This window comes from Reyranella sp. (assembly GCF_052439685.1).
Lineage (GTDB): Bacteria > Pseudomonadota > Alphaproteobacteria > Reyranellales > Reyranellaceae > Reyranella.
In genome coordinates this window covers 185001-200271 of record NZ_JBQVQG010000009.1, presented here as the reverse complement: position 1 = coordinate 200271, position 15271 = coordinate 185001, and the positions used below count along the sequence as shown (strand labels likewise).

Below are 15271 nucleotides of genomic sequence, written 5' to 3'. Positions count from 1 at the left end.
GCCGAAAGCGTTTCGAGCAGCTTCGCAGCCGGCGGGCGCGCAGCCGCCGGCGGTGCCGAGGCCGGCCCTGCAGCTTCTCCGCCGGACGCGCCACCCGCCTGGGCGCGGCGCATGAGGCGGAGCCAGGCCGCCAGTCACGGGGCTTCCGCCGCCACGCACGCTATCCGGTCCGGCGATCACGGTGGTGGCGGCTCCTCCATCGACCTTTCTGAAGGGAACCACTGATGTTCAAGCGTTCGTCCGTCCGTTACGGCTACACACCCGTGCCGGAGACGCCCTACCAGAAGGCCGCGCAGGTGTGGGACGACCGGATCGGCTCCGCGCGCGTGCAGGCCAGGAACTGGCGCCTGATGGCGTTCGGCTGCCTGGTCTTGGCCGCCGGTCTCGCCGGTGGGCTCGTCTGGCAAGCGGCGAGGGGTACGATCACGCCCTGGGTCGTCCAGGTCGACAGACTTGGCCAGGCGCAGGCGATCGCCCCCGCCGACGCCTCCTATCGGCCGACCGACCCGCAGATCGCCTTTCATCTTGCGCGTTTCATCGAGGACGTGCGCGGCCTGCCGTCTGACGCGGTCGTGCTGCGCCAGGGCTGGCTGCGGGCATACGAGTTCACGACGGATCGTGGCGCTGCCGCCTTGAACGACTATGCCCGGCGCGCCGATCCTTTCGCCGGGCTCGGCAAGATGCAGGTCTCCGTCGAGGTCTCGAGTGTCATCAGGGCATCGCCGGAGAGTTTCCGGGTGGCGTGGACCGAGCGGCGCTTCGAAAGCGGTCAGCTTGCCACCACCGAGCGCTGGACCGCCATCCTCACCATCGTGATCGAACCGCCGCGCGACGCCGATCGCCTGCGCAAGAATCCGCTCGGGGTTTTCGTCAACGCCATCAGCTGGTCGAAGGAGCTCGCACAATGAAGTACCGCAGCATGCGGCCAGCCCTCTTCGTCTCCCTTTTTGCCATCACCGGATGCGCGTCCACCAAGCCGCCGCAGATCAGTTACGACGAGAGCGTGCCGCCGCTTCCGGTGTCCTCGGTGCCTGCCGAGGATCCGCCGCCGCGGCCGCTGCACATTCCACCGGCCTGGACGCCGGCGCGGGGAGGACCCGGCGATGCGAAGGATCCGGTGGCGCGCGTCGAGGCCGCCAACGGCGCCGCTCGGGTTGAGCCGCGCCGCGAGGGCTACTTCAACGCCGTGCAGGTGTTTCCCTACAGCCCGGGGGCCCTCTATCAGATCTACGTCGCGCCGGGACAGGTCACCGACATCGCCCTGGAGCCCGGGGAGCAACTGACCGGCTCGGGCCCGGTGGCGGCGGGCGACACGGTACGCTGGATCATTGGCGACACCGAGAGCGGCAATGGTGATACGCGTCGTGTCCATATTCTGGTCAAGCCGACCCGGCCTGCCATCGAGACCAACCTCGTGGTCAACACCGACCGTCGTACGTACCTCATCGAGCTGCGAGCTCACGAGCGACCCTATATGCCCTCGGTCGCGTGGTTCTATCCGGAGAGCCGAGGCAAGAGCCTTCGCGCTCTGCCCCCGGTGCCCGTTCTTCCCGAGATTGCCCAGCGCCGGTACCGCTATTCGATCGAGGGCGACAAACCACCCTGGCGGCCGGTCAATGCCTACGACGATGGGCGCAAGGTCTATGTCGAGTTCTCGCCCGGCATTGTGCAGGGGGAGATGCCGCCCCTCTTCGTCGTCGGCGCGGACGGCAAGCCGGAGCTCGTCAACTCCCGTGCATACGCCAACGTCCTGATCGTCGACCGGCTGTTTGCCGCCGCCGAATTGCGGTTGGGGGGTGAGCGCCAGCAGATCGTTCGGATCGTCCGTACGGACGGAAGGCCACCGCGATGACCGATCAATCTCAGTCGGATTCCACACAATCGACGACCGCTCAGCCTTTCAGGCTGCGATCGGAGGGGCCTCGCGTCACCCGTCTGTCGCGCACTGTGCTGATCGGCGGGACGGCGCTGGCCCTGATCATCGTCTGCGGTGCCGTGCTGTGGGCTTTGCAGAGCGATCGGCTGCGTGGCGTCACGCCGCAAGAACTCTACACGACCGACCGGCCGCGCGTGGCCGACGGTCTGGCGGCGTTGCCCCGGGATTACACCGGGGTTCCCCGAGATGTCCCGCCGCTCGGGCCGCCGCTGCCGGGCGACCTCGGTCGGCCGATCGCGGCAGCCCAGGGTCAAGCCGCCCCATCGTCGCCCGACGCCGAGCAGCAGCGCCGGGCTCAGGAGACGGAAGCCGCCCGCGTCAGCCGCCTGTTCGCTCCCGGCAATCGTCAGACACAGCCTGGCGCCGCAAGTATTCCCCCGTCTCAGCCATCAATGTCGGCAGCGGCGGCTGCGACAGATGAAGCCTCGATCCAGAACGGACAGGACCGCAAAGTCGCCTTCATGAATGCGCCTGTCGATCGGAAGACGACGAGTCCCGATCGTCTGGCGCAGCCTGCTTCACCGTTTGTGCTGCAGGCCGGCGCAGTCATTCCTGCGGCCCTTATCACCGGCCTTCGATCCGACCTGCCGGGACAGGTCAGCGCGCAGGTGACGGAGAACGTCTATGACACGCCGACGGGTGGCGCGTTGTTGATTCCTCAGGGGGCACGGCTGATTGGCGTCTACGACAGCCAGGTTAGCTTCGGGCAGTCACGTCTTCTTCTGGTCTGGACGCGGCTGCTTCTGCCGAACGGCTATTCGATCGTGCTCGAACGACTGCCCGGGGCGGATGCCAGCGGTCAGGCCGGTTTGGAAGACGGTGTCGATCATCATTGGGGCTCGCTGTTCAAGGCCGCACTTCTCTCGACCATCCTCGCGGTCGGCACCGAACTCGGGTCGGACCAGAACGATAGCGATATCGTCCGTGCCCTGCGCCGTGGTGCGGGCGACACGCTGAATCAGGCTGGACAGCAAGTGGTGCGGCGCAACCTCAACATCCAGCCCACTCTGACCATCCGGCCGGGCCATCCGGTGCGGGTCATCGTAACCCGCGATCTCGTGCTGCAGCCTTACCGAGGATAGGAGAAACCCGATGTCCAAGCTCAAACTTGGTGCCATCCTGGACGAGAAGCCGGTGAAGCTGACGGTGGACTTGCCGGCGACCATCCACCGGGATCTCGTCGTCTACGCGGAGGCGCTCGGCCGTGAAACGGGGCAGACGATCGATCCGGCCAAGCTCGTGGGGCCGATGTTGGCTCGGTTCATGTCTGCGGATCGAGCGTTTGCCAAAGCGCGGCGTTCGGCAAAAGCCTCCGCGCAGAAAGTGGACGCTAGGTGAGGGTGGTTGGATGGTGTGTTTGTCGGAGCGTTTCCAGGAATCGGGCAAGAGCCGGGTTTCGGTTGTGCTCCTCCCAGCATGCCGTGAAGGTGATATGGCTGGGGCCTGATGCATCGCGAAGCTCGCGAAAGCGGACGCCGGTATAAGCAAGACTGGTCCATGATTCGCAGTGAACGCTGACATGAAGTCCAGCTTCAACCATTCCCAGGACGTTTTCGTTGCTGACGTCCCACGTCTCGATATTGGGACCATCGCCAGGCGACGAGAGCTTCTTCAGGATTATGTTGCGTAGATCCGATCCGGGATCACGCTGGCTGAGAAGGAAGGTCTCATCCTTCAATTCGCTCCAGTCGATCGCGTCGCTGGTTGAAAGCGGATGCCTTATCGATACCGCAGCGACAATGCGCTCTGACCAGAGCGACATGGACGGTCCATTATGCTGCCGCGCTTGTCCTGCGACAATGGCCACATCCAGCTCTCCCGATCCAAGAACAGTTATCAACCGAGACCGCGATTGCTCAGTGACATTTAAGCGGATACCCGGAAACGTCTTGATGTATTCGGCAAGTACAGTGCGCAACTTGCTAGTCGATACCCCCAGCCCAAATCCAATTTTTACTACACCGGCTTCTCCGCGATCCACCAAGCGCGACGCTGCAACCATGTCATCAATTTCGGCAAACAAACGGCGCGAAGCGTGCGCCATGCTCTCGCCAGCCGGCGTAAGACGTACTCCACCACTTGAGCGTTCGAATAGAGAGACACCGATTTGCTCCTCAAGATGTCTAATACGGCGACTTAATGCCGATTGCTTGAGGTTTAGGGCTGTCGCTGCTTGCCGGAAACTCCCATGCTCGGCGGCAGCGATCACGCTGCGCAACGAACTTAGATCGAGGTTCATATTCCGACCATGCGCTTGTTGAGGATCGATACTGCAGGGAAGTGTGGGCTCCCTCGTCGGGCTTTCATAATGGGCGAAGCCTCGCTCGGAGATTTCCACCAGCATACATTTTTGCAATCTCAGCGGTCTCCAGCGTTGGTGGAACGCTTCCCAGCGCCGGCGACACCTGACTATCGAGCATAAATGGGCTGAAAACTCTGCCTCTGAACGTATCGCCAAGCTCCCTTTTGCATCGGGTTGGGGCGCGGCCATTCTTAGGGCGTGACTACTGCCCTGCGCGCTGGTCGTTATCATTGACTACTATCCGAAATGAGTATTCTGCACATGTAGGAGCATCAATCGCATGAACAATACTCTTAGTTCGCTTCTGCTAACTGTGGCTGTATTTCTACCTAGCCAACTAGCTGCCCAAACGGTTCCACCCCACGGTCTCAAGAAAACTTCGGTGCCGGAGATCGTTTGCCAGTCAGTTGAGAATCTCGGCATGACCGATGAAGGAATGACCGATCCGCAGCTCGCCAGCATAGATTGCAGGAAGCTACCGCCCGGTACCGTGATATTCGTTTCTTGGGACCATAGGAAGATTGTTGGTGGCATGGCGGTGCGTGCAAGGAAAGACTTTCCGGACCGGATTGATTTGTTTTGGATCAGGGAGGGCAGGTTGGTGTCCGTGCCCTCGACTTGCAAGCCACCGCATCTAGAAGCGTGCTGAGAATGGAATCTGTCTGCGGCCTGCTCCGTTTTTGCCGCTGGGCCAGGTCGGATAGTGTTTACATGACCGACAGACGGGATTTGAGGCGGGATGCCTCCTCGGCGGTGATTGTATAACCTGACTGTGTCGGGCGATAAGACCAACTTAATGCACGCAGTGTTCCATCGAGTGATTCTGACAATCAAGCGAGGCAAAAACCTCGTGCAGATGTTTTGTGTTGTCTCGCTGGCGCTTGCCAGCATCTCGCATGTGGTCGCCGACTTTCAAGCGGCGAACCAGCCACCCAGCCAGACCGTCGTTTTAAATCCGCAAGAAGATCAAGGTCCTGACTCGCCAAGGCTTGCGGAGGTTTGCCACAGTTGCTCGGTAGTTTCCTTCGTTGAGGTTTTGGCAGGGGCCTATGTTGCCGCAGTAACAGCATCAGAGGTGCCCGCTGGGCGTCTGATGCGCGTATCGGTATACTCGCAGCGTCTCATCGCGCCCCCACCTAAGGCTTGATCCCCAACTATATCGCCCACTGCGCCTAGTCTCCTGGGGGCGGCACGCTGATGTTTAAGTTGTTCGGATCAGTTATGAAAATCGGTGTCGCAGGAGCGTGCCTCCCAAGGCGACGACAATGGGGGCCACGGGTCTGTCACGGCAAACGTCGTGCGTGGCCGCGGTTAGGGCCGTGGGGGCGACCATTCCTTTGGTCGCCGGTACGATTGTGTTGCCGCTGGGAGCATCGGGCCAGCGCGAAGCAACGCAGCCGATCTACTATTGAATAGGATGGAGCATGGGCGCGGGTCATTCACCTGAATCGGCGCCGGCCGCCGGCACCGCTGCTGCTCAACACAAGGGCCGTCTGGTCGGCGCGCTGACCCTTACAGTCAGTTTCATGGCTATCGAGGTGATAGGAGGGCTGTGGACCGGCAGCCTCGCGTTGCTCGCGGATGCGGCACATATGATGACAGACGCCGGCGGCTTGGCTCTGGCGCTTATCGCCATTCGCTTTGCTGAGCGTCCGGCTACACCGCAGAAGACATATGGCTATGTCCGAATGGAAGTGCTCTCTGCGCTGACCAATGCTGTGGTCTTGCTTCTGCTCACAATTTACATTTGCTACGAAGCCTATCAGCGCTTCCTGAACCCGCCGGACATTCTGGGTGGGCCCATGCTGGCGGTCGCCGCAGCAGGACTTGTCGTCAATTTAATCAGCATGAAGTTGCTGTCGGCAGGATCGTCGACAAGCCTCAATGTAAAAGGGGCGTACTTCGAGGTGTTGAGCGACATGCTCGGCTCGCTCGGGGTCATAATCGCCGCAATTGTCGTCATGCTGACAGGCTGGAAGCTGGCCGACCCCATCATCGGCGCCGGCATTGGTCTGTTCATTATTCCGCGCACCTGGATGCTGCTGAAGCAGGCGATCCACATCCTTATGGAGGGCACGCCTCCCGAAGTCGACATGCTGCTACTCGAGCGCAAACTAAAGGAGATTCCTGGCGTGATCGCTGTGCATGACTTGCACGTCTGGACGATCACATCCGGTATCGACGCAATTAGCAGTCATTTAGTCGTGTCCGACATTGCCCAAGCGAGGGCGATCCTAGTCGCTGCGAACGAAAGCATGAAAACGACCTTCAACATAAGGCACACCACATTTCAGATAGAAGACCAGCTCCTTCGCGAAGCAGAAGGGCAGCGAAGGCTTTAATATGGCTCCAGAGCTTGCTTATGGTAGGCGACTGGCCACCGTCCGGCGCCGCGCCCTTCAGACGGGAACGCTCGTCAAGATCTCCCTTGCGCTCGGTTTGTGCGTTCTTCTTTTAATCGTAGGCGGTTGTTCGCGGGAGATCGGAACGAAATATGAGCCGTCGCTAGCGGACCGACTAGTGCCTGGCTCATCGACGTTTGCGGATGCGGTTCGACTACTGGGCAAACCCTTCAAGACGAGGGGCACCTTGCGCGGCATTACTTGGGCTGAATGGTGGTACCTGAAAGATCATCCCCATCGCACAGAATCACAAAACCTGGTGGCGCTGTTCGCTGCTAACGGCACGTTGCTTTCGATCGTCCGGCGCCACGACAACCAACCCCAGCTTGCACCCTCCAATGACTAGAGGTTCAAGCGCAAAGATCACCGATCCGTTCGAAGTCGGCCTGAAACGTAGCGAAGAGCACTGCCGTGTGAAGTTCGCTCCCTGGGTCGCAACGCCGCATCAGTGCTCAGGTGATTGTATAACCCCTACGCGGTGATAGATAAGCGAACGTGGTGATTAGTATAGGACATCCGCTGGCACTGGCATTTCGACGGAGCGTACGCTTCGTCCGAATGTTCTGCGTACTGTCCTTGGCAATCGCCAGCATCGTGCATGTTTTCGGCGATTTTCGCGCGAACGGCGCAGATATCGATGCAGGGCAGGCTGCGGTTTCCAGCGCATCGAACGACCTCGAAAGCGAGGGCGGCCAGGCTGCGGAAGTCTGTCATAGCTGCTCTGTCTCGCCCTATTTCACCGCAGCATCCGTGCTCTTCTTTGCCGACACTTCTTCGGAAGTGCCTGAAGGACGCCTTATAGAGGTGGCCGCTGCCTTTTCACGCCTAGCAGGCCCACCCCCCAAGACCTGATTTCGTCGTGTTTCGAACATCGCGCCAACGTTTTCGGCGCGGTCGTGCCGATGAACGCTTTTCTGGGATCAAATCATGTCAATTCGCGTAATGGGCGCGCTGTGCGCAGCGCTTCTCGTTGTCACGCATGCAAACGGAGCCTGGTCGCAAACTGCGCCAACGGCAGCGCAACGCGCGTCAACCAGCGGTCAGCAGCACGCGCCCAAAGGGATACTTACCCTTCGTCAGGCTCTACAGCAGGCGGTGAACGCCAGCCCGCGCATCGACATCGCTGACCGCAACATCGGTATGGCCGATGGCCGCCGCCGTCAGGCCGGCGCAATGCCCAATCCGACGATAGGCTTCGAAATCGACAATTTCGCGCCGGGCAATTCCGAGAATGTCGGCGGTGCCGAGACGACGCTGATGCTTAGCCAGCTCATTGAGTTGGGCGGCAAGCGCGACGCGCGTGTATCCGCAGCACTGGGCGATGCAGATGCGATGAAGTGGGAGAAGGATGCGACCCGGCTGGAACTCCTTTCGGAAACGACGCTCGCCTTCGTCGAGGCACTTTCGGTGCAGCGGCGTATCCAGATTTTGGAGCGTCAGGCGGCCACCCTTGAACGGCTTGTGCCGCTGATGCAGCGCCGCGTCGATGCGGGTGCTTCGTCGCCGTCCGAAGTCACGCGAACCCAGACCGCGGTCGGCGTGACGAGACTGGAACGCGAACGCGCGCGCCTGGCTTTTGCGGTAGCTCGGAGGGAGCTCACTGGATTAATGGGGCGTGATCTCCCAGCCTTTACGTCTGTTTCCGGCGACTTTAATCGTCTTGTCCGTCCTGCACCGCTCGAAGTCTTGATCAAGGCGATCGACGACAATCCGCAGCTCATGCGCTGGACGGCCATACGGGCCCAACGTGACGGCGAACTCTTGGTCGCACGCCTAAAGCCCATTCCCGACGTTACGGCCAGCGTAGGCTGGCGCTACTACTCCGACACCCAGCAGAGTGCCGTCCGACTGGGCGTTTCGATGCCGTTTCCAGTGTTGGATAGAAACCGGGGCGGAATCCAAGAAGCGCAAGAAAACTCTCGCAAAGCCCATGCGGAGCGAGCCTCCAACCGGCTCGCCCTGATTACAGTCGTGGCGAAAGCACACGACACCGCAACCAACCAGCTCATCCAGCTTGATCTCATTCGCAAGACGATCTTGCCCGCGGCACGCCAGACTTACGCGACCATCGAAACGGGGTACGGCCAGGGACGCTTCACCGTGCTGGAAATCCTGGACGCTTATCAGACTGTCGCCGACGCGGAGCTGAAGGAGCACGAGGCGCTGACGAGCTTCCATTCGGCCGTTGCCACAATCGAGGGACTCACCGCGAGCCCCGTGAACGTTACGAGGGCACGATGATGAATTTTGCAAAGAAGGCGCTAGGCTATTTGACGGTGGCAGTCATATGCGCCGGCATTTTGGCCGCCGCCGGCTATTACGTCTTCGATACGCGATTTGCCAACCAGTCCAGAGCCGCCGCCGGCGCCAAAGGCGGACACGGCGAGAAGGAAGGGGACAGCCACGATGAGGGTGTGAAGCTCACCGATGCGCAGGTGACGGCCGCAGGTATCGAGCTGCTGACAGCAAGTCCCCGGGAACTGCGCGATACTCTGCAGCTGAATGGCACGGTGCAGCCCAACCAAGAGACCCTGGTCAAGGTGACCCCACGCTTCCCCGGCGTCATCCGCAGCATGCGCAAGCGGCTGGGCGACAAGGCTAAGAAAGACGATGTGCTCGCGAGCGTCGAGAGCAACCAGAGCCTGACCGTTTATGAACTCAAAGCACCGATCGACGGCACCGTGATCGACCGCGACGGCACGCTGGGTGAGTTCGCATCGGAAGCGCGGCCGATCTTTACTATCGCCGACCTCTCCTCGATGTGGGTCGATTTCGCGGTGTTCCGGAAGGACTTCTCGAAAGTCCGGATCGGGGACGCTGTTTCCATCGACGTTGGCGACGGCGGTGCACCCATCGAAGCCAAGATCGACTACCTTTCGCCAATCGGCGCTAGCGATACGCAATCGGCCATAGCGCGGGCAATCGTTCCCAACAGTGGACGCCTGCGTCCGGGCTTGTTCGTCGACGGAAAGGTCGTCCTGTCGGCGCGCCCAGTCGATGTCGCCGTCAGTACAAACGCTCTTCAAACGCTCGAAGGCAAAAACGTCGTCTTCGTTCGCAACGGCGAAACGTTCGAGGCGAGAGAGGTCGAACTAGGTAATCGGGATGCCGATTGGGCAGAAGTTATATTCGGCCTCGTCGCCGGTGACGTTTATGCAGCCAAGAATAGCTTCGTGATCAAGGCGGAGATCGGCAAGGCCGGCGCCGCTCACGAACATTGAGGCGGGAGACCCAACATGATCGACAAGATCCTGGCATTCTCCATCCAGAACCGATGGTTCGTCATCATGATGAGCATCGCGGTCGGTGCGCTGGGTGCGTGGAATTTCACGCGCCTACCGATCGATGCGGTGCCCGACATCACCAACGTGCAGGTGCAGGTCAACACTGTTGCGCCGGGCTACTCCCCGCTGGAGGTCGAGCAGCGCATCACCTTCCCACTGGAAACCGCGATGGGCGGCCTACCGAAGCTCGAATACACACGCTCTCTATCGCGTTATGGCCTCAGTCAGGTCACCGTCGTTTTCAAGGACGGGACCGACATCTACTTCGCCCGCCAGCTCGTGAACGAACGCATCCAGCAGGCCAAGGAGCAGCTTCCGCCCGGCACAGAAACAGCGATGGGACCAGTCTCAACTGGGCTCGGCGAGATCTACATGTATGCGGTTGAAGCCAAGCCTGGGGCGAAGCGGCCGGACGGCGAACCCTATTCGGCCACAGACCTGCGGACGATCCAGGATTGGATCATCAAGCCGCAGCTCCGCACGGTGCCGGGCATTGTCGAGGTCAACACGATCGGCGGCTACGAGAAGCAGTTCCACGTGCTGCCCGATCCCGCGAAGCTGATGGCCTTTCGCCTCACGTTCCGCGACGTCATGCAGGCGCTGGCGACACACAATGCGAATGTCGGCGCAGGCTATATCGAGCGCAACGGCGAGCAGTATCTGGTCCGCACGCCGGGACAGGTGAACACGCTGCCGGAGATCCGCGACATCGTCATCGGCACACGCGGCGGAATTCCCATCCGAATTTCCGACGTGGCGGAGGTCAAGGAAGGAACCGACCTGCGGACGGGCGCCGCGACGCTCGACGGCAAGGAAACCGTCATCGGCACGACGATGCTGCTGATCGGCGAGAACAGCCGGACGGCCGCTCAGCGCGTTGGCGCCAAGCTGGACGAGATTGCTCGCTCGTTGCCTGACGGAGTTGTGGCGAGGGTGATCTACGACCGGACCAAGCTTGTCGAGGCAACAGTCTGGACAGTCGAGAAGAATCTGCTCGAAGGCGCTCTGTTGGTCGTGGTCGTGCTGTTCCTGATTCTCGGCAACTTCCGCGCAGCCTTCGTCACGGCCTGCGTCATTCCGCTGTCGATGCTCTTCACCATCACCGGCATGGTGGAGAACCATATCAGCGCCAATCTGATGAGCCTCGGCGCCATCGACTTCGGCATCATCGTCGACGGCGCGGTGATCGTGGTCGAGAACTGCCTGCGCCTGCTGGCCGAGGAGCAGCACAAGCGCGGCCGGCTGCTTACACGGAACGAGCGCTTCGAGACCATTCTTGCGGGTGCCAGCGAGGTCATCAAGCCGAGCCTGTTTGGCACTGTGATCATCGGCGTTGTCTATCTGCCCATCCTTACGCTGACCGGCGTGGAAGGGAAGATGTTCACACCCATGGCCCTCACGGTGCTCATGGCTCTTTTGGGCGCCGCCATCGCCTCGATGACACTGGTGCCTGCAGCAGTGGCGCTTCTGGTCACCGGGAAGGTCTCCGAAAAGGAGAACTTCTTCATGCGCGGCGCACTGCGCCTTTACGCACCGGCGCTCGAAGGCGCCATCCGGCTGCGCTACGTCGTCGTTGCGATGGCCTTCGTGCTGGTAGGCGTGGCAGGCGTCGCGGCTTCGCGCATGGGTGGGGAGTTCATTCCCTCACTCGACGAGGGCGACATCGCCATGCATGCGATGCGCATACCCGGCACCAGCCTGACCCAGTCGGTTCAGATGCAAGAAGCGCTCGAGAAGGCGATCCTGGAATTTCCGGAAGTCAAGGAGGTCGCGGCCAAGATCGGCACGGCCGAGGTCGCAACCGACCCGATGCCGCCGAATGTCGCCGACAACTTCATCTTCCTGAAGCCGCGATCCGAATGGCCAGATCCCAACCGCTCCAAGGCCGACCTGGTGACGGCCATCGAAAAGCGGGTCGAGCAGATTCCGGGCAACAATTACGAGTTCACGCAGCCCATCCAGATGCGCTTCAATGAGCTGATTTCTGGTGTCCGAAGCGATCTCGGCATCAAGATCTTCGGCGATGACCTCGATACGCTTCTGTCAATTGCCAACAAGGTCCAGTCCGTCGTGCAGGCCGTACCCGGCGCTGCCGACGCGAAGACCGAACAGGTGAGCGGCTTGCCGATGCTCACTGTGAAACCTAACCGTGCGGCTCTCGCGCGTTATGGCATTACGCTGGCGGAACTCCAGGAGGTGGTGGAGATCGCCGTCGGAGGCCGAGAGGCGGGGCTGATCTTCGAGGGCGACCGCCGTTTCGATATCGTGATCCGGCTACCTGAGCGCATGCGCGTTGATGTCGATGCCCTGTCGTCGCTTCCGATTCCCATTCCTGCGCAAGTGGCGGGAAAGGAGAACGGAGCCAAGGATGGTCGCGCGATCGTGCAGACTGGCCTTGGCGTGGCGGCCCCGTATGTGCCGCTCTCCGCCGTGGCCTCGATCGAAATCGCACCAGGTCCCAATCAGATCAGCCGCGAGAACGGCAAGCGTCGCATCGTCGTTTCGGCGAACGTGCGCGACCGCGATCTCAGTTCCTTCGTGAGCGAAGTGCAGAGTCGCGTCACTGAACAGGTCAAGCTGCCGGCGGGCTACTGGATCGGTTGGGGTGGCCAGTTCGAGCAGCTTGTCGGCGCTACAAAGCGCCTCGCCATCGTCGTGCCCGTCGCGCTGTTGCTGATCTTCGTCCTCCTGTGTATGAGCCTGGGGTCGGTTGGCGATGCACTCCTGGTCTTCAGCGGCGTACCGCTGGCTCTGACCGGCGGTGTGGCTGCTCTCGTGCTCAGGGACATTCCGCTCTCGATCAGTGCAGGCATCGGCTTCATCGCTTTGTCTGGCGTTGCCGTGTTGAATGGCCTGGTCATCATCACCTTTATCCAGGGACTGAGAAACCAGGGGCGCACGGTCGCGGACGCCGTGCGCGAGGGGGCCATGAAGAGGCTCCGTCCTGTGCTCATGACCGCGCTAGTCGCGTCGCTAGGCTTCGTGCCCATGGCGATCGCAACAGGCGCAGGCGCCGAAGTGCAGCGGCCACTGGCCACCGTCGTCATTGGCGGGATCATCTCGTCGACGATCCTGACGCTGGTCGTTCTACCGGCTCTGTACGCCCTGTTTCATCGAGACAAACCTGTTCAGGAAGAGGAGATGGCATGAAGAAGATCATGATCGCAGCGATGCTGACACTGTGGGCTGGCATGGCGGTGGCGCAGCATAACCACGCCGCTACCAAGGGACCGAACGGCGGGCCCGTCCACGATGTGGCCGGGGTGCATGCCGAGCTTGTGATGGTCGGCAACGCCGTGACCATCAACCTGCTCGACGAAAGCAACAAGCCGACGTCCGCTAAAGGCTTTAGCGGCTCTGTGCTGATCGTTGCCGGATCTTCTCGCGAAACCGTGCAACTCGCCGTCTCCGGCGATAGTTCGCTGAAGGGTGAGGCGAAGGCGACCATTCCGTCGGGCGCACAGGTAACCCTAGTGCTGAAGAACGCCGCCGGAAAGTCTGGTCAGGCCAAGTTCTAAGGGAGTCAAGGAGCGGCAGTCCCGCGGGGCTGCCGCGTCCCCACCTATCGTTCCGAATGGAACAGCTGCCCCATCTCCAGGGCGGTCGACAGGAAATGTACTCGCAAATAATGCTTAGTGTCGTGGCAGAGAAATTGTCGCTGAACGCCGGTGAGCGCCGCTGGCATCGCGAGCGCAGATCGGCTTGGCTGCGCCTCGTGGCCCTCGCGATATTGGTTGTGAATCTCGGGCTCGCTGGCAAGCAGGACAGCGGAATCGTCCATGCGAACGTCGTCGTTGTCTACGGCGTCCTGACGATCATAGCTTTGATTCTCGCAGAACTCCGAAGAGGGACGACGTGGCTCTCTTGGTTCTATGTGGTTATGGATGCAATGCTCGTTGTCATTCTCTTTCACGAGCATCTCTTTGCGCCCGGCAAGGATCTCGATCACACGCTCACGGCACCGTCGCTCGCAATCGGCTTCGTTCTGCTGACCCATGTTGCCCTCCGTCTACGGCCGGTGCTTGTTTTCCTGTTCTCAGGTTTGGTAATTTTGGGTTGGCTGGCATTGCTGACTGTCGCGGTGGAAGCCTACTTGGGAAAGGGCGCGGCCCACGCGCTCGATTGGTCAGCGTTTCTCACGGAAGCGGCACTCGCCGCAGCGTTCGGCTTTGCCGCGCTGGTTTGCGGTTTGCTCACCCACGATCACAATGTCCTCCTGAGCACTGCGGTCCTGGCGGAACGACGGCGCGCCAATCTCAGTCGCTTCTTCTCGCCGACTGTCTTGACGGAGCTGCAAGCGACAGGAACCTCACTTGACCTCGGTCGACGCGAAGTGGCTGTGATGTTCGTCGACCTGCGCGGGTTCACGAGTCTGAGCGAGACGATCCCCTTGGAAATGCTGGCCAGGCTCCTAGCTGAATTCCGGGAACTGGTAACGCGCGAAGTATTCGCGCACGGAGGCATGATCGACAAGTTCATAGGCGATGGAGTGATGGCGGCCTTTGGCCAGCCGAAATCAACGGCGGACGATGCTGCACGCGCCTTGGAATGCGCCGTCCATCTGAGTCGTAGGCTGCATGACTGGTCCGAGATGCGGCGGCGCCGGGGCGACGTGAATCCTCGCGCTGGTATCGGTCTGCATTTTGGTACTGCGATAGGCGGCGTCCTCCGCAGTGGCTCGCATGACGAGTTCACCCTCGTGGGCGACGCGGTCAACGTCGCGCAGCGCCTGGAAAGATTGTGCAAACCCCTGGACGCGTCGATCGTTGCGTCATGGGAGGTCGTCGAAGCAGGCGATGGAAGAGAGCTAACCGACTGGAAGTACGAGAACGGAGTTGAAATCGAAGGGCGCAGTAGGCGAATGCGCATCGCTTATGTTCCGAACGAAGTGGGGAGAGTGACGGGGGAATTGATTCAGCAAGGAGTCTGCCGATGAAAGCGTTTGTATTGATTGCCGCGTTGTTTCTGCTTTCGAACTTGTCGCAGGCCCAGGACGGCAGAGACATTGTCACCGGCCCTCATGACGGCAAGATGCAGGAAATTGCCGATGTGGAGGTAGAACTGCTGGTAAGCGAACGCGAAGTAACGCTTTGCCTGTGCCGTCAGAACGCACCGATCGATACGAGCAACTACAAGGCCATCGTGACTGTCGTTTCGGGGGCGAGCCGCGAGCAGATCGTGCTTCGGCCCACCACCGCGGGCAGGTTGGGAGGGAGCAGCACATCAGCGCTGCGGCCATATTCCGTCTTGTCACTAGAACTGACCTCACCGAGCGGCACGACAGGCACTATCAGGTTTTAGGAAGACATCTCATGCCGACCCGATCCCCAACGAACGAAACGCCGAA

General features: G+C 61.0%; 13 protein-coding genes and 1 pseudogene. 13 read left to right on the top strand and 1 reads right to left on the bottom strand.

Annotated elements, in window-relative coordinates; all coding sequences use genetic code 11:
* From ACT6UX_RS14680 to ACT6UX_RS14660, 5 genes and pseudogenes are all read left to right on the top strand, one after another.
* A pseudogene (locus ACT6UX_RS14680) lies at positions 1–225 on the top strand (P-type conjugative transfer protein TrbL); the annotation flags it as partial.
* The gene (trbF, locus tag ACT6UX_RS14675) at positions 225–908 is read left to right on the top strand and encodes a conjugal transfer protein TrbF (protein WP_444775892.1); all 684 of its coding nucleotides are present in this window, start codon (positions 225–227) and stop codon (positions 906–908) included. The pseudogene ACT6UX_RS14680 and the gene trbF, both read left to right, overlap by 1 nt.
* Positions 905–1852, top strand: coding sequence for a P-type conjugative transfer protein TrbG (trbG, locus tag ACT6UX_RS14670; RefSeq protein ID WP_444775891.1), 948 nt, complete (start codon positions 905–907; stop codon positions 1850–1852). The genes trbF and trbG overlap by 4 nt, the downstream gene beginning before the upstream one ends.
* Positions 1849–3018, top strand: coding sequence for a TrbI/VirB10 family protein (locus ACT6UX_RS14665; protein WP_444775890.1), 1170 nt, complete (start codon positions 1849–1851; stop codon positions 3016–3018). Before trbG ends, ACT6UX_RS14665 begins: the two co-directional genes overlap by 4 nt.
* A 10-nt stretch (positions 3019–3028) precedes the next feature.
* Complete coding sequence (locus tag ACT6UX_RS14660; protein WP_444775889.1) at positions 3029–3274, top strand: DUF2274 domain-containing protein; 246 nt, start codon at positions 3029–3031, stop codon at positions 3272–3274.
* On the opposite strand, the gene ACT6UX_RS14655 is transcribed toward ACT6UX_RS14660, so the two are convergent.
* Positions 3267–4280, bottom strand: coding sequence for a LysR family transcriptional regulator (locus ACT6UX_RS14655; protein ID WP_444775888.1), 1014 nt, complete (start codon positions 4278–4280; stop codon positions 3267–3269). The genes ACT6UX_RS14660 and ACT6UX_RS14655 overlap by 8 nt on opposite strands.
* A 1382-nt stretch (positions 4281–5662) precedes the next feature.
* Between ACT6UX_RS14655 and ACT6UX_RS14650 the strand changes: the two genes are divergently transcribed.
* The 8 genes from ACT6UX_RS14650 (at position 5663) to ACT6UX_RS14615 (ending at position 15225) form a co-directional block, all read left to right on the top strand.
* Positions 5663–6580 carry a cation diffusion facilitator family transporter gene (locus tag ACT6UX_RS14650; RefSeq protein ID WP_444775887.1) on the top strand — a complete coding sequence of 306 codons (918 nt, stop codon included), beginning with the start codon at positions 5663–5665 and terminating at the stop codon, positions 6578–6580.
* Positions 6581–7216: 636 nt separating this feature from the next.
* A complete protein-coding gene (locus ACT6UX_RS14645) occupies positions 7217–7492 on the top strand; it encodes a hypothetical protein (RefSeq protein WP_444775886.1) in 276 nt (91 codons plus the stop codon).
* Between the two features lie 75 nt (positions 7493–7567).
* Entirely contained in the window at positions 7568–8881 is a 1314-nt protein-coding gene (locus tag ACT6UX_RS14640) for a TolC family protein (RefSeq protein ID WP_444775885.1), read from the top strand.
* Complete coding sequence (ihpB, locus tag ACT6UX_RS14635; RefSeq protein WP_444775884.1) at positions 8878–9861, top strand: divalent metal ion exporter adaptor subunit IhpB; 984 nt, start codon at positions 8878–8880, stop codon at positions 9859–9861. The genes ACT6UX_RS14640 and ihpB overlap by 4 nt, the downstream gene beginning before the upstream one ends.
* 15 nt (positions 9862–9876) lie before the next feature.
* Entirely contained in the window at positions 9877–13074 is a 3198-nt protein-coding gene (locus ACT6UX_RS14630) for an efflux RND transporter permease subunit (RefSeq protein ID WP_444775883.1), read from the top strand.
* Entirely contained in the window at positions 13071–13442 is a 372-nt protein-coding gene (locus ACT6UX_RS14625; RefSeq protein WP_444775882.1) for a hypothetical protein, read from the top strand. The genes ACT6UX_RS14630 and ACT6UX_RS14625 overlap by 4 nt, the downstream gene beginning before the upstream one ends.
* 110 nt (positions 13443–13552) lie before the next feature.
* Positions 13553–14860, top strand: a complete 1308-nt coding sequence (locus ACT6UX_RS14620; protein ID WP_444775881.1) for an adenylate/guanylate cyclase domain-containing protein — start codon at positions 13553–13555, stop codon at positions 14858–14860.
* Positions 14857–15225, top strand: coding sequence for a hypothetical protein (locus tag ACT6UX_RS14615; protein WP_444775880.1), 369 nt, complete (start codon positions 14857–14859; stop codon positions 15223–15225). Before ACT6UX_RS14620 ends, ACT6UX_RS14615 begins: the two co-directional genes overlap by 4 nt.
* The last annotated feature ends 46 nt before the right edge of the window (positions 15226–15271 follow it).

Excerpts from the sequence above, each read along its gene's own strand:
- trbF (WP_444775892.1), top strand. The coding sequence starts at position 225 with ATGTTCAAGCGTTCGTCCGTCCGTTACGGCTACACACCCGTGCCGGAG.
- trbG (WP_444775891.1), top strand. The coding sequence starts at position 905 with ATGAAGTACCGCAGCATGCGGCCAGCCCTCTTCGTCTCCCTTTTTGCC.
- ACT6UX_RS14665 (WP_444775890.1), top strand. The coding sequence starts at position 1,849 with ATGACCGATCAATCTCAGTCGGATTCCACACAATCGACGACCGCTCAG.
- ACT6UX_RS14660 (WP_444775889.1), top strand. The coding sequence starts at position 3,029 with ATGTCCAAGCTCAAACTTGGTGCCATCCTGGACGAGAAGCCGGTGAAG.
- ACT6UX_RS14655 (WP_444775888.1), bottom strand. The coding sequence starts at position 4,280 with ATGCTGGTGGAAATCTCCGAGCGAGGCTTCGCCCATTATGAAAGCCCG.
- ACT6UX_RS14650 (WP_444775887.1), top strand. The coding sequence starts at position 5,663 with ATGGGCGCGGGTCATTCACCTGAATCGGCGCCGGCCGCCGGCACCGCT.
- ACT6UX_RS14640 (WP_444775885.1), top strand. The coding sequence starts at position 7,568 with ATGTCAATTCGCGTAATGGGCGCGCTGTGCGCAGCGCTTCTCGTTGTC.
- ihpB (WP_444775884.1), top strand. The coding sequence starts at position 8,878 with ATGATGAATTTTGCAAAGAAGGCGCTAGGCTATTTGACGGTGGCAGTC.
- ACT6UX_RS14630 (WP_444775883.1), top strand. The coding sequence starts at position 9,877 with ATGATCGACAAGATCCTGGCATTCTCCATCCAGAACCGATGGTTCGTC.
- ACT6UX_RS14625 (WP_444775882.1), top strand. The coding sequence starts at position 13,071 with ATGAAGAAGATCATGATCGCAGCGATGCTGACACTGTGGGCTGGCATG.
- ACT6UX_RS14620 (WP_444775881.1), top strand. The coding sequence starts at position 13,553 with ATGCTTAGTGTCGTGGCAGAGAAATTGTCGCTGAACGCCGGTGAGCGC.
- ACT6UX_RS14615 (WP_444775880.1), top strand. The coding sequence starts at position 14,857 with ATGAAAGCGTTTGTATTGATTGCCGCGTTGTTTCTGCTTTCGAACTTG.